Origin of the sequence: Holdemanella porci, assembly GCF_009696075.1 — a bacterium.
GTDB classification, from domain to species: Bacteria; Bacillota_I; Bacilli_A; order Erysipelotrichales; family Erysipelotrichaceae; genus Holdemanella; species Holdemanella porci.
The window spans coordinates 1-13,743 of record NZ_VUMR01000006.1 but is presented as its reverse complement, the minus strand read 5'-3'; the positions used below and the strand labels follow the sequence as shown (position 1 = coordinate 13,743).

The following is a 13,743-nucleotide window of genomic DNA, read 5'->3' as shown; positions in this document are numbered from 1 at the left end:
AATCATATGGAAAATCAAGTTACACAATTATTAAAAGCTATGATAAAGCCAGATTATACAGCTTGTAGCTATGCCTTCATGCAAAACGGAAAAATTGTATGTGCCGATGCGATTGGTGTCATCAACAAAATCAACAATCAACCCATCACGACGGATTGTACATTTAATGTATGTTCGATATCTAAAATCTATTGTACCGTATGTGTTATGCAGTTAGTGGACGAAGGATTAATTCAACTTGAAGATAAAGTTGCAGACATTCTTCCTGAATTTACAATGAAAGATGAAAGATATAAAGATATTACAGTACGCATGTGCCTAGATCATTCGAGTGGACTTCCAGGGACACAATGGAAACATTTTAGTGTGAGTACAACTTCTAAGTTTGACTATTATAGCGAAGTATTAAACTATTTATCAAATAGTACTCTAAAGGCAGATCCAGGAACTTACAGTACATATTGTAATGATGGGTTTACACTCGCTGAAATGGTCGTTTCAAAAGTTCGTAATATGCCTTATGAAGATGTCTTAAAGAAATATATTACAGAAAAGATTGGCACAAAAAGCACCAACACAACTTATACAATCAATTCGGATTATCCTTTAGTTTCTGAAGGTAAGAAGCCAAAAGAATACTTCCCCATTCAAGGAGCTGGTGGCATCACTACTTCTATGATTGATTTATGTAAATTTGGACAAATATTTCTAGAACCTAATTCTATTATTAGTGAAAAATCAAAAGCTTTAATGGCTAAATCTTGGGGCACTACATTCCTTGAATCGGATCTAGGCGCCATTGATTTTGGCTTAGGCTGGGATCTAGTCAGACACCATGATCCAGACTATGATTTTGGTGATGGAGTTTTGGCAAAAGGTGGAAACAGTATGTTCTTTAGTTCAAGACTGATCATTGTTCCTAAATACAATGCCGTATTAGCATTCAGTGAAACACATGATTGCGGACTCGATGTTCCTACAACTTTAATGCGCTTATTCAATACGTATTTAGAACCAAATACATATCCAGATTATTCAGGAATTTATGCCCATGCCTTTGGTTTACAAAAAATCACAACCATCAAATCAAGTATGGTTGTGCAAGATAAAACGGAAAAAGGCTGGATCATGAGTGATTTGTTGGATTATGAAGATGGTAAATGGACAAATGAAAAAGGAAATCAAATCTTCTTTGAAGGAGATTATCTTTTAAAGACAACAAGAAATCGTACGGTTGCGTTTGCACAAAAGTCTAAAAAACAAGAACTAAACTCAGTTTGGAAATCCAGATTAAACAAAAAATATATTGTGTGTGATACAACTTATTATGATATTGTCACAAACCAAATGTTATGCAGTGTTGAATTTAACAGAACAGAAGATACAATGTCATTGATTGTTCATGGACATAAATCTGAGCCAGTAATATCTGAATTTCCAATTGAAGTAATCGATGATACACATGCACAAAGTTATTTACATACGCCTTGTAACGGTTCTAGAGATCGTATTGAGCCTTATTTTGAAGATGGTAAATTATATTGTGCAAGCTACACCTATATTTGTGAAGATGATATAGAACCATATAATTCTCAATTATTTGAAAAAGAAAATAAAGTCTACAAAATCAACAACACTTTAGAAGTCTTACCAACTATTTGTGAAAATCATCGAATTCTAGTATTGGATTCAAATGGAGATTTATACTATGATTCAATGGATGTTGAAGAATATAAACCTATTAAATCTGGATTTATCATCTTGGTTTAACCTTAACGTGGATGGAAGTAATATACTCCTCCACTTTTTTTGTTTCATGTATATCAATTAATAAAAATTCCAAGAATGGTCCTTCGATTTTATAATTGTGTTCTTGAATCCAATCTTTCATTTTATAAAAGAGCTGGTTTGTACGATCATACTCTCCTGAATAAGTATATGTACAATACATGCCTTCATCTAAAATAAAGTCGTGTTTTTCTTCTTGAGTTAAAATAAATACACTTGTATAGACGAATTCATCATTTTTATATTCGACAACACTGCCTGAATCCATATTTCCAAGTACAGAAATATCTTCTTCCATCGATTCACTTAGTTTCGTCAATAAAAGGTCAATTTTTTCATCTTGATCAATTTTTTCTTTTAAATACCGACAATATCTTTTGGGATATACTTCAATCTTACATGTATCAAATTCCATATACTGCGTGCGATCTATATCTTCAATTCGCGTTTGAATGGAACTTAGTGTTGTATTCAATTCTTGAATCTGTCTTTGAATCAATTTTTCTTCTTCTTTTAAAAACACAATTGTATTATTCACACTACGATTATCTAAGTATTCTTTGATTTGATGTGTATCATACCCTAATTTTAAACAATCTCGAATTATGTTTAAAATATAGATATCATTCAGTGTATATAATCGATAATTTGATTTTGATCGCATTGGACAAATTAAACCTACTTTTTCATAGTATCGTAAAGAGTCTGTTTTAATATTGTATAATTTTGCGATTTCATTGATTCTATAATACTTTTTCATATTGCTACCCTTGACCTTAGTATTATACCAAGGTTTACACTTAAATTGGTGATTTTATGTTGAAACAATATCTTAAATTTGTCATGCCATCCATATGTTCGATGGTTATCTTTAATCTATATACTTTAGTAGACGGTATATTTGTTGCCCACTATGAAGGCGATACGGCATTAGCTTCCATAAACGTGGCAAGTCCATATGTCACAACCATTTTCTCCATTGGAGTCTTATTTGCGATTGGATCAAGTACAGTGATGTCCATTTATCGAGGTGCGAATGAAGAAAGAAAAATGCATGAAGTATTCACAATGAATACCACCACAATTTCATGTGTAGCTTTATGTATTGCGATTTTATCTTTTATAAACTCACATCACATCACAAAATTTTTAGGTGCCAATGAAGATGTGTTTTTTTATGCAGATACATACATCAAAGTATTATCCTGCTTCTCCTTCTTTTATATTGTATCCTATTGTTTCGAAGTCCTTTTAAAGGCCGATGGCTTCCCCCAAAAGTCCATAATGGGTATTTGTCTAGGAGCTGGCACAAACTTAATTCTTGACCCTTTATTTATGGGACTCTTGAATATGGGAATTGGTGGAGCTGCCTTAGCAACTGGTTTATCTCAACTTGTGACTTTCTGCTTCTTCTTTTATCATTTTTCGTTTAGTCATAAATCCCATTTCCATTTTGTGAAGGCAAACTATCCTTGGCATGAATATTCTAGAATTTTATCTTTAGGACTTCCCGATTGTATTTCTGAAATCTCTCCAGGCATAATGATTACAGTATTTAACTATCGTATCAATCAACTCCTTGGTACGGATGGACTTGTTACTTTTACTGTTTTGATGTATATCTATAACTTAGTATTGATGGTGATGGTTGGAGCCAGTCAAGGAACACAGCCTTTAGTTAGCTATTATTATGGTCGAAGCGATAAAAATGCCGTTTCAACTTTTCATAAATATGCACGTGTTTTAGTCTCTTGTGCTGGAGTTTTATTATTCTTAATTGTAGAAGTGTTTGCACCAAATATCACGGCTGCTTTTATTCCAGTAAATACAGAAAACTACTTTAATACCATTATAGCGCTACGTCAATTTAGCTTTGTCTTCTTGATTATGGGACATGTCGTGATCACAAGCGGCTACATGGTCGCTTTAGAAGAGCCAAGAAAAGCCTTTGTGCTTTCGATTTCTCGTGGTATTCTCTTTGTCCTATTATCCCTATTTGTTTGTACAACATTATTTAAGAAAAATGGAATTTGGATCAGTTGTACAGTCTCTGACATCTTCTGTTTAGGCATTGCCCTATATGATTTAAAAACACAACAAAAAATATAAAAAAAGACAGATATTCAAAATCAAACTGAATATCTGTCTTTTCTAATATTAAATGCCTAAAAACAAATGGCAGAACAAAGCAGCAAGCAATGCACCTACAAAAGGAGCAATGCCTGGAACTAATAATCCATATTGCCAATCATTATTGGCTTTATTCTTAATAGGTAATAATTGGAAGGCCAAACGAGGTCCTAAATCACGAGCTTGATTCATCGCAAATCCAGTTGTTCCTCCAAGACCCATACCAACAGCCCATACAATAAGTCCAACACCAATAGGTAATTGTGTTTCATACTTTGTAGCAACCGCTAAAATGGCACTAAGGAAAACTGTTGTTGCGAGTGTTTCGACAAAGAAGTTTCTTGGCAAATTTCTGCAGTTTGGATTGGTAGAGAAAATATTACGAATGGCGATTGGGTTCACATTTCCTTCGCTTTCTGTAAAGTGATCCTTATACATCACATAACAAATCAAAGCTCCTACAAGTGCACCTAAAAATTCGGCAACAACGTATGGAATAAAACTAGTCCATGGAAGCATACCTAAAGTACATTGTGCAAGTACCATGGCAGGATTCATACAGACTCCGCCAAAAATATATAGACAAACACTGATGCCAAAGGCCCATGTTGTGATCGCAAAGATGTGTCCACTTCCGTGATATTTTGTGTTTGTCAAAACTTCATCGCAGTGTACACCGACACCAAATAAAATCATAAGTCCTGTTGATAAAAATTCCGCAATTAAATTGTGTAACATAAATTCAAATTTCCTTCCTTACATATTTACAACGACACCCAAGCCATCAGGAATGACGGCAACTTTGGCATCTTTTCCTTTTATTTCAAACGCTTTTTGTAGCGCTTCATCGACTGTAGCTGCTAAATCCATGTGCATATCTTTTACAAGTTGTGGATCTACTAAATCGGAAACCAAAATAACTTTATGATGAGCTAGAATACGTGCACAGATTTGTGATGTCCATTGATCTGGAACGGTTTCTAAACGAGGTGTATGGATAGCTTTTTGTTCAAATTCTTCTGGATCTTTCACATCTGCAATATTATGATAGAATCCAATACCTCCATGTCCATCACGACAACCTGCAATCATGATGATAATGCCATCTGGATTTAATGTAGCTTCAGCGGCTGTCATTCCTTTGATTGCCTGATAAATATTTTGATCCAAAGGATATCCACCATTCGTACTGATTGCGATATCACAATCTACTTTATTTACACTTGCCAAAGAACGAACAAAATCACAACCTTTTTCATGCGCTTTTTCCATGTCTCCGGCAAAAGAACCAATAATTTCATGATTTCCATTTAATACAACATTGACAATAAAGGCTAGTTTGGCTGTTCTTGCCGCATATACCATATCTTCATGAATCAAATTGTGTTGTAAATTTCCTGGACGTGACATTTTATCATTGATAAATTCACCACTGTGATTTGCCATAATTGTTTTATAAGATGCAATGCCTGGCAACACTGATTTTCTTCCTCCAGAGAATCCTGCAAAGAAGTGTGCTTCAATAAAGCCTTCAGAAATCAATAAATCAGCTTCAGCTGCAACTTTGTTGATAATGCAGTCTCCTCCACTTGGTAACTGTCCAATTTTTACCATGGAAGAATCATCTGTAGATACGTGCATAACAATTTCTTCATTTTTTACAATGTCTTCTCCATATTTAGCTACAAGCTCTTCATGTGTACTTTCTCTATGGAAGCCTGTCGCAACTAAAATACGAATACGTGCATCGGGTGATACACTACGAATTCTTCTTAAAAGAATAGGTGTAATAATTTTTGAAGGTACTGGACGCGTATGGTCTGAGCTGATAATGACAATATTTTTCTTGCCTTTGGCAAGTTCTTCTAAGCTTTTTGAACCAATGGGATTATTCAAAGATTGTTCCACAATTTCATTTTCTGAAAGTGTAGTTTTATAATCACTTTGTCTTCCCTCTAAAACACCAGCTAAATTCTTATCTTCTAATTTGATTTTCATTTGGCCTTTATCATAAGGCACATTCATTTCAAACATTTTTATCTCTCCTTTTTTTTCAGGGATTAATATAAGCCGAAACATTCAATTGCGAAACACCATCCGTTGTTAACGTTTGTTGTTTCGCAAAATTTAGAGTATTGTTATAATTTAAAATCGGTAAAGGAGAGCGAATATGGACAATGAGTACTTATTAAACTTTTTAAAAGAAAAAAATGTAGCAACCATCAAGAAAAAGAAACATACCTATTTAACGTATTATGGACTTGAACAACAAGATACTTATGTATTAAAAGATGGTGTTGTCAAGACAAGTGTCATTTTACCAGATGGTCGTGAATTTAACATTTCTTACATCAATACCCCAGACATACTATCTTTATTAAGAGATCAAGTAAGTCAATATACATCCGCACCATTCAATGTTCGTGTTGAAAGTGATGTGGCAACATTTTATCGTATTCCTAGAGTTTTATTTTGGGATTATGTGAGTCAAGATAAAAAGCTACAGGATTATGTCAATTCGTATTATAGAGAAAAATTATCTGAAGCTATTTTTCGCCAACAAATTATGATGATGAATGGAAAAACAGGTGCAATATGCTCCTTCTTATATCAATTGATCCATTTATTTGGTCGTAAAGTAGAGGCAGGTACTCTTATTGATTTTCAAATTACAAATGATGATATTGCAGGATTTTGTGGGATCTCCACTCGTAATAGCGTGAGTCGAATTATCTGTAAATTAAAAGAGGAAGGCATCATTAAAATTGTGAATCAAAAAATATTAATTTTAGATGTAGATTTCTTAAAACAATATGTACAATGTTAAGTATTGATATGTCCATACATCCTTACCAAGTATTTTTAGAAGAAGAGGTATTTAACGATGAATAGTATCACAAGAAAACTAGTATCATGCGCTTTATGCATCGCTTTAGGTGTATTGCTTCCTATGGCATTTCATGTTATCCCAAATGCTGGAAGCATATTCTTGCCAATGCACATTCCAGTATTGATTTGCGGACTATTTTGTGGATGGCCATATGGTTTGGCATGTGGAATTTTAACACCTTTCATTTCAAGCGTAACAACTGGTATGCCACCTGCAATGATGTTGCCACAAATGATGGTTGAACTTGCAGTATATGGTTTAGTAGCTGGTTTGTGTGCAAGTTATATTCCTGTTAAAAATGAAATGACCAAATTATATATGAGTTTGATTATTGCGATGCTTGCAGGAAGAATTGTGAATGGTTTAGTCAATACATGTATTCTTAGTACACAAGGCTATACACTATCTGTATTTATGATGGCTAGCTTTGTGACTTGTCTTCCAGGTATCATCCTTCAATTGATTGTCATACCTGTTTTGGTTCGTAGTTTAAATAAAAATATTTATAAACAGCCAGAAACAGTTTTAGCTTAATGACAAGAAAGACCGAATATTCAGGTTTTAATCTGACATTCGGTCTTTTTTTCATCATTGCCTATCAAAATATTTTCTACCCGCATCCGGATTAAAATAGGTTCGAATATACCCATCCGTGGATACGACCACAAATTCATTGGTATCCTCTTTATAATACACGTCATCCCCATCTTCCTTTTCGGTTTTATGTAAAGAATCTGGATCATTCACAACATCACTGGCACCCGTTTCGTATTCTTTTGATGATGAAAATCCCATTTCTTTACCATGTTTTTCATAGTGAGACTCTAACAAATCTTCATTACGAAAATGGTATTCTTGATAGTCTACGACTACTTGTTTTTGTTCCTTAACTTCACATCCTGTTGGAAGTATAAGTGAGAATATACAAAGAAATAAGAGTAAATATTTATTCATGATTCTTTTCATATTGTTTTTTGTACTCCTTTAAACTTAAGTGGTTCGCTCCACCTTTTAAATTTGGATTTTTGTATTGTGCTTTATCATCTTCCCATCCACATACCGGACATATTTCATAGCTTCCTGGTCCGGATTGAAATGTATATTGTCCACAAACGGGACATTTAAACACAAAAACATTTGATAGTGTTTTAATAACTTTATCCATATCGATTGGCTTTGCGATATAGCCGTTCATCCCAACGGATAATGCTTTTTGTTTATCTTCTTCAAAGGCATTGGCGGTCATCGCAACGATTGGAATATCACTAAATTCACGAATCGTTTGCGTAGCTTGATAGCCATCCATATTAGGCATTTGAATATCCATCAAAACCACATCATATTCTTTTTCTTTGACCTGTTTTACACAAGCAACCCCATCACTAACGTGATCTACAATCAATCCATAGTCTGTTAAAAGTGTCATCGCTATTTCTGCATTTAAATCATTGTCTTCAGCAAGTAAGATGTGTTTTCCTTTAAAAGCTATAATATTCGTTTCTTGATTATTTTTGAGCTCATTTTCACTTGCTATTTCGAACTGAAATTTAATTCGAGTTGTTGTCCCATGATTGACTTGACTTGAAATTTCAATCGTACCATTCATTAAATCAACCAAAGATTTTACAATCGCTAAACCAAGTCCCGTCCCTTTTACGCTCGTTTGCGTACCCGATTTTTCTCTAGAAAAGTCTTCAAAGGCATGTGGCAAATACGCTTCACTCATTCCAATACCTGTATCTTGAATCATGCATTGAATACGGCCAGGCTCTCCTTCTTCTATTTGAATTAAAACCCTACCTTCATCAGTATATTTAATGGAATTACCTACAATATTCAGTAATATTTCTTCAACCTTAATTTGATCACAATATACATATGGATGTTGAATCTTTGTGGTGCACTGATAAGTTAAGCCTTTTTGTTCGGCTTGTTTTTCAAAGACTGAATTTAAAGATTCAATAATATCATATATATTACATACCTTTATATTTAATGTTTCTTTTCCACTCTCTATACGTGCCATTTCTAAAATTGAATTAATCAAACCCAAAAGAAATGTACTCGAATATCGAATCTTTGATAAATAATCTTTTTCTTTTCCAATATTTCCAACATTCTTTTCCATTAATTCCGTATATCCCATGATTGCGTTCATTGGCGTACGAATATCATGTGACATACTGAATAAGAAACGGGATTTGGCAGCACTTGCCTCTTGTGCTTTTTTGGCCTCCATCTCAATTTGCGTCGCATATTCTAAATCTTTTTTATGACGAATCTCAAGCAGGGCAATGGCTGCCGTCACAAGAAAGTCGATCATAATACTTGCTACAACTAAACTCATCATTTCATATTTGTTGATCCAACCATTTTTAGGAATGATTTCAAAATTCCAATTATTATTAGGAAGTGCACATTTCACCAACAATGTATCTGAACCTATATTTTCTGAGCTTTTAAAAATAGTGATTTTCTCCTTTGTGACACGATCTTTTTTCCAAATCACAAAATCATAGGAAGCTCTTTCTAACTCATCTAAATGAATCTCTGCAAGGAATGCATCCCAATCAATAACTAGTATTGAAAAGCCCCAAAATTCACCATTCACATAGATTGGATCGTATAATAAAGCTCCTTTTCCACCTTGTTTTAAATCATAAGGACCTTCTAATGTATATTCCCTTGTTTCTTTTGCCAAAGTAGCAGCCTCTTTACGTTCATGTTCTACCAACATATCCATGCCAATAGCTTTTTGATTTTCTTTAAATGGATATACATTTTGAATAATTCCGTTTGGCGCAAGTTCAATTGTCTTAACAGCCGGATCATCTCCATATAGTCTAGATGCCACAGATTCAAAGTAGGCATCATCTAAATCAATTCCAGCTTCAATTGTCTTCTTTAAAAAACCTACTTTTTCAATATACGACTCAAGCTTTATTTCAACACGATTGATTGTTGAATTTACTGTATATTCTGCCTTTAATTTTTCTTGTTGAATTACGCTGTTACGAATAAACAAACATGCCATATTCGTTAAAACAGAAACCAACACAAAACTAATTAGTATTTGATAAATTAAATTTTTATTTTTCATGGTTTCATTATAAAACGAAAAAAGGTGTGTGACAAAAATTATCGCACATCTTTTGCGTTAAACTTTTCACTATAATGCGACTGAATTGCCTGCCAATCCATAAATAAAACATAGAAAACTCGACCAAAACGTTTGCTTTCCACAATTCTTCCTTGATCAAGTACAGGAATATAAGTTCCATCTTGTCTTCTTAATTGATAATGAATATAGTCATTCTTACTTCCACTTTCAATTTGATTCCAAATACTTGCTTCTACCGCTTTTTGTTGGTCTTCACGAATTAAGTTTCGGAAACTTTTCTTTGTGCCATTAAAGAATGCATCTAGATTTTCATATCCAGCCATATCTAAAAATTCTTTATTTGCGTAAAAAATTTCATCATCCTCTTTATCCGCTCGATAAATAATAAAAGCACCAGGTAAATTTTCAGAAATATCATTTAACACAAATCCTAGTTGTTTGCGAACACCTGACTGAAGTCCTTCTTTATAGGCCATACATCCATTTTTACCATGAAGTTTTACTTCATAAAGAGCTGCATCGGCACAACGCATGAGTTGAGATCTTTCAATCGCATTATTTGGATATTCGGCATAACCAAGTGAGATACAAAAAGAATATGTTTGCCCTTTATACGAAAATGTTTTTGGAGTTTTTGTAAATTCAATCAAAGCCTCTTTTATTTCTTCCATTGTACAATTTGATAAAAGAATACAGAATTCATCTCCACCATTTCTACCAAGCAATGCAGAAGATGGAAAAAGTTTTTGCATATTTTCAGCTAGACTTATTAAAGCTTTATCCCCATAGGCATGTCCATACATGTCGTTTATTAATTTGAAATCATCTACATCTAATAATACGGCTACGCAATGTTCTTTTGGATTTTTTGAAATCATCTTTACGGCCATTTCATCAAATCCATATCGATTATAAAGCTTAGTCAGTCCATCTTTATGGGCTAGTTCTTTTAATTCAACTCTTCTTTCATCCAAAAGGAATAAGACTATTGTAAGTCCAGTTAGTAGAAGAACTAAAGATAGTCCTCCAAAGAAAATTAAATATAAAGTTGTAGAGTTGCTCCAACCTGCTCTAGGCATGATTTCCAATTTCCATTTTTCTTTTCCAACAGTCAAATTATAAGTGGCCGGGCGAATCATCTTATCGCAATTCGCATCAACCACCACATGTTTCTTATCTAAAACAGACGCTTCTCTTAAAAGGCGATAATTATATTTAAACTTAGATAAAGCGTTTGTCGAATCCTCAAAAACTTCTGGAACACGCAAAACCGCAATCGTAAATCCCCAAAAATATTCTTGTCCATTTTCATCTTCTAGATAAATAGGATTACGAACAACAAGCCCAGAACCTCCTTGTTTCAATTCAACAGGACCTTGGGTAATGATTGTATTATGATCTTTTGCGTAATTTGAAATTTCGCCTCGCTTTGAATCCTTTAATAAATCAATTTTACCAGCTTCATTTCCTTCTTCAGAATAAATTTCGGTTACTACTCCATTCGGTGCTAATTGCACACTTTGTATAGAATAAGACATTAGATTTTCGGCTATTTTGGAAAAATCTATGATTTGACCATTTCCATTTATTAATACCTGTTTTAAAGTATCTGTTATTTCGATTCCATTTTCAATATCATTTTCTATACGCTGACCATATGTCACTGCATTTAATTTTGCGATCGTACGCCTATCTTTTTGAATTTGAACATTCGTATTATATGTAAATACACTCAATAGACATATTCCTACAAGAAATACAATCAATGGAACTATAGTCTTTTTCTTCGCTTTCGTATACCTCGGTTATATTTTTCAATTTTAGATTATAACACAAATCATTATTAAGAACTGTAAACTTTTTGTATAATACTTAATGTACGATTGCTGCATAATATTGTCAGTTAAGAACCCTTACTGCTTGCGGTGAGGAGTAGTCAGTACTTATTAAATAAGTTAACGGCACTTGAAAATATTACTCTATCTATGGATATTGCGAATGTGCATCAAAATGATAAAGAAGTAAGAGCTATTGAATTATTGGAAAAAGTAGGTTTAGATCAAAACCAGATTCATCGTCGTATCTTAAAACTTTCAGGTGGTCAGCAACAAAGAGTGGCCATCGCAAGAGCTTTAAGTTATGGTCCAAAAATTATCTTGGCAGATGAGCCAACTGGAAATTTAAATCCAGATACGCGGGATGAAATAATGGATATTTTTGATAATTTAAAGCAACAAGGAAAATGCATTATTATTGTCACTCATTCAAAAGAAGTGGTTCAAAGAACCGATAAAGTATATGCATTATAAGAAAGAAAGCGTAGGAATTTTCCTGCGCCTTTTACTGTAATATATACATATTTTCTTCAATCAATCGAATCACTTTTCGTACAAATTGTACACTTACCAAATCATTGACTTTATGACCCGTCGTTTCTAACTCACTAATTTCAATAATAGGTAAAGAATACTTTTCTACATCCTCTTCTTTAATTGGTGTATGGAAAGTATGTCCATAATCCAAATCATAAAACAAGTAATAGTGATATATTGGTTCATCCTTAAGTTCTACATCTCCAAAGTACACAATGGAATAATCATCATCCATATAATGTCCTTCGTAAAAGAATTGTTTCTTGTACTTTTTATACTCCTTAATTTCATAGCTGTAGATTCTTTTAGTCTTGTATCCAATGAACTCTTTGTGGATACAAATTGGTGTCAAAATTTGCAACAACATATCTTTCATGCGATACATCTCTAGTTTCTTTTCTCTAGCTCCTTCAATAAATGCAGAATTATCTACGTATCGATGACATCTCGAATACGCTCTTTGTTTCCTTTCTTTATCACGATAGTTTTTGGCTCGTTTATTCACACTGTACAAACAATCCACTAACATTTGTTTGGTGATAATGTGATTTAAAAGATTATCCCTATATTCTTTTGGTGTTTTCATATTTGTCCTCCATTTTCGTATAATATTCAAATCTATAATTCCTATTTGAGAACAAATATTTGTATATTTATTATATCATTAATAATCACTTTTTAGAGATAAATAATTCTACTGACATTTCTGTACGTTTTGACATTTATGTTTTAAAAATAGCGGACTTGCCGCTATTTTTTTAGTACAGATTCTATTGTTTGTAGTAAAGATTGAATTTCAATCGGTTTCGAAACATGTTCACTCATACCTGCATCTAAACAATCTTTACGATCTTCTTCAAAGGCATTGGCCGTTAAGGCAATGATTGGAAGTTTGTTTCGATCATCTGGCAAAGAGCGTATAACTTTGCAGGCTTCAAAACCATTCATTCTTGGCATTTGAATATCCATTAAGATACAGTCGAAACAATCCATCGCATTTTCCTTTACCATCATTACGGCTTCTAATCCATCTTTAGCACGCATAACTTTAAGGCCTTTATCTTCTAGAAGTGTCTGTGCAATTTCAGCATTTAAATCATTGTCTTCCACAAGAAGGATGTGTTTTCCTGTAAGATCAATTTCTTTATCATTCACTTTTTTGACTTCTTGTTCTTCTATGATATATCTATGAGGAAGATTTACAACGACGGTAGTCCCCTTACCTTCTTCACTTTCGATACTGATGTTAGCATATAAATAGGACTAGGCAAAAAGAGAAAATTTACGCCAGTGGTACAATAGAAAGAGGATGATCCAAAGACAAAGGAAGGCAAAAGAAAATGGCAAATAAAAAGAAACAGTTTGATCAAGAATTTAAACAAAATGCAGTCAATTATTGTTTAACACATCCAGAACTAAGTCGTAAAGAATGTGCTAAAAAT

Annotated in this window: 13 protein-coding genes; 5 read left to right on the top strand and 8 right to left on the bottom strand. The window is 33.3% G+C overall.

Annotation, left to right across the window (positions count from 1 at the left end):
* Positions 1–6 precede the first annotated feature (6 nt).
* The gene (locus FYJ55_RS02110; RefSeq protein WP_154555431.1) at positions 7–1,770 is read left to right on the top strand and encodes a serine hydrolase domain-containing protein; all 1,764 of its coding nucleotides are present in this window, start codon (positions 7–9) and stop codon (positions 1,768–1,770) included.
* Here FYJ55_RS02110 and FYJ55_RS02105 read toward each other — a convergent pair.
* Positions 1,757–2,548 carry a MerR family transcriptional regulator gene (locus FYJ55_RS02105; protein ID WP_154555430.1) on the bottom strand — a complete coding sequence of 264 codons (792 nt, stop codon included), beginning with the start codon at positions 2,546–2,548 and terminating at the stop codon, positions 1,757–1,759. The genes FYJ55_RS02110 and FYJ55_RS02105 overlap by 14 nt on opposite strands.
* A 56-nt stretch (positions 2,549–2,604) precedes the next feature.
* Between FYJ55_RS02105 and FYJ55_RS02100 the strand changes: the two genes are divergently transcribed.
* On the top strand, positions 2,605–3,897 hold the full coding sequence (locus FYJ55_RS02100) for an MATE family efflux transporter (RefSeq protein ID WP_154555429.1): 1,293 nt from the start codon (positions 2,605–2,607) through the stop codon (positions 3,895–3,897).
* Positions 3,898–3,945: 48 nt separating this feature from the next.
* Here FYJ55_RS02100 and larD read toward each other — a convergent pair whose 3' ends face one another.
* Together larD and larA are read right to left on the bottom strand one after the other, a co-directional pair.
* The gene (larD, locus tag FYJ55_RS02095; protein ID WP_154555428.1) at positions 3,946–4,656 is read right to left on the bottom strand and encodes a D/L-lactic acid transporter LarD; all 711 of its coding nucleotides are present in this window, start codon (positions 4,654–4,656) and stop codon (positions 3,946–3,948) included.
* Positions 4,657–4,674: 18 nt separating this feature from the next.
* Positions 4,675–5,952, bottom strand: coding sequence for a nickel-dependent lactate racemase (larA, locus tag FYJ55_RS02090; RefSeq protein WP_154555427.1), 1,278 nt, complete (start codon positions 5,950–5,952; stop codon positions 4,675–4,677).
* A 136-nt stretch (positions 5,953–6,088) separates the two neighbouring features.
* On the opposite strand from larA, the gene FYJ55_RS02085 reads away from it, so the two are divergent.
* Positions 6,089–6,745 (top strand): Crp/Fnr family transcriptional regulator, encoded by a 657-nt coding sequence (locus FYJ55_RS02085; protein WP_154555426.1) that lies wholly within the window; start codon positions 6,089–6,091, stop codon positions 6,743–6,745.
* 57 nt (positions 6,746–6,802) lie between these two features.
* Complete coding sequence (locus FYJ55_RS02080) at positions 6,803–7,342, top strand: ECF transporter S component (RefSeq protein WP_154555425.1); 540 nt, start codon at positions 6,803–6,805, stop codon at positions 7,340–7,342.
* A gap of 54 nt (positions 7,343–7,396) precedes the next feature.
* Here FYJ55_RS02080 and FYJ55_RS02075 read toward each other — a convergent pair whose 3' ends face one another.
* The 3 genes from FYJ55_RS02075 to FYJ55_RS02065 are packed head-to-tail and all read right to left on the bottom strand — an operon-like array spanning position 7,397 to position 11,665.
* Positions 7,397–7,774 carry a hypothetical protein gene (locus tag FYJ55_RS02075; protein ID WP_154555424.1) on the bottom strand — a complete coding sequence of 126 codons (378 nt, stop codon included), beginning with the start codon at positions 7,772–7,774 and terminating at the stop codon, positions 7,397–7,399.
* Positions 7,755–9,908 (bottom strand): response regulator, encoded by a 2,154-nt coding sequence (locus FYJ55_RS02070; protein WP_154555423.1) that lies wholly within the window; start codon positions 9,906–9,908, stop codon positions 7,755–7,757. The genes FYJ55_RS02075 and FYJ55_RS02070 overlap by 20 nt, the downstream gene beginning before the upstream one ends.
* A 38-nt stretch (positions 9,909–9,946) precedes the next feature.
* Positions 9,947–11,665, bottom strand: a complete 1,719-nt coding sequence (locus tag FYJ55_RS02065; RefSeq protein WP_229771037.1) for a diguanylate cyclase domain-containing protein — start codon at positions 11,663–11,665, stop codon at positions 9,947–9,949.
* Between the two features lie 189 nt (positions 11,666–11,854).
* On the opposite strand from FYJ55_RS02065, the gene FYJ55_RS02060 reads away from it, so the two are divergent.
* Positions 11,855–12,238: an ABC transporter ATP-binding protein gene (locus tag FYJ55_RS02060; protein WP_326831831.1), complete on the top strand. Its 384-nt coding sequence runs from the start codon at positions 11,855–11,857 to the stop codon at positions 12,236–12,238.
* Positions 12,239–12,269: 31 nt separating this feature from the next.
* On the opposite strand, the gene FYJ55_RS02055 is transcribed toward FYJ55_RS02060, so the two are convergent.
* Both FYJ55_RS02055 and FYJ55_RS02050 read right to left on the bottom strand, forming a co-directional pair.
* The gene (locus FYJ55_RS02055) at positions 12,270–12,887 is read right to left on the bottom strand and encodes a hypothetical protein (protein ID WP_154555420.1); all 618 of its coding nucleotides are present in this window, start codon (positions 12,885–12,887) and stop codon (positions 12,270–12,272) included.
* Between the two features lie 164 nt (positions 12,888–13,051).
* Positions 13,052–13,456, bottom strand: coding sequence for a response regulator (locus FYJ55_RS02050; RefSeq protein ID WP_154555419.1), 405 nt, complete (start codon positions 13,454–13,456; stop codon positions 13,052–13,054).
* Between the last annotated feature and the right edge of the window lie 287 nt (positions 13,457–13,743).